Below are 446 nucleotides of genomic sequence, written 5' to 3' on the forward strand. Positions count from 1 at the left end.
CCTGGTAGACCGTCGCGATACCCCGGTCCAGTGCCTGGCGCGGGGTGGTGAAGTGCACCGCCCCGCCGTCGACGAGGAACTCGCCCTCGGTGTGCTGGTGCAGCCCGGAGATGATTTTGATCAGCGTGGACTTGCCCGCCCCGTTGTCGCCCAGGACGCAGGTGACCTGGCCGGGGCGGACCGCGAGGTCGACCCCGTGCAGGGCACGCACATTGCCGTACGCCTTGCCCGCGTTGCGCAGTTGGACGATCGGCGCGTCCGCGTCGCTGGGCGCCTTGTCTTCGAGGATGGCGCCGTGGGTGCCGGATTCGTTGCTTGCCATGGAGGTCACCTCCGGGTCGCGGTGCGCTGCACCCACAGATTGATGAGGACGGCGCCGAGCAGCATCACGCCCAGGAACGCCTTGAACCAGTCGGGGTTCCAGCCCGCGTAGACGATGCCCTGCT

Annotated in this window: 2 protein-coding genes; both read right to left on the minus strand. The window is 68.6% G+C overall.

Annotation, left to right across the window (positions count from 1 at the left end):
* Window positions 1-322: ATP-binding cassette domain-containing protein (locus R6V09_RS54305; protein ID WP_317888707.1), on the minus strand; the 322-nt coding region annotated here is incomplete at its 3' end.
* A 5-nt stretch (window positions 323-327) separates the two neighbouring features.
* Window positions 328-446 (minus strand): sugar ABC transporter permease (locus R6V09_RS54310; RefSeq protein WP_317888708.1); only part of this gene is annotated, 119 nt, incomplete at its 5' end.

It is taken from the genome of Streptomyces sp. W16 (genome assembly GCF_033194735.1).
GTDB lineage: Bacteria > Actinomycetota > Actinomycetes > Streptomycetales > Streptomycetaceae > Streptomyces.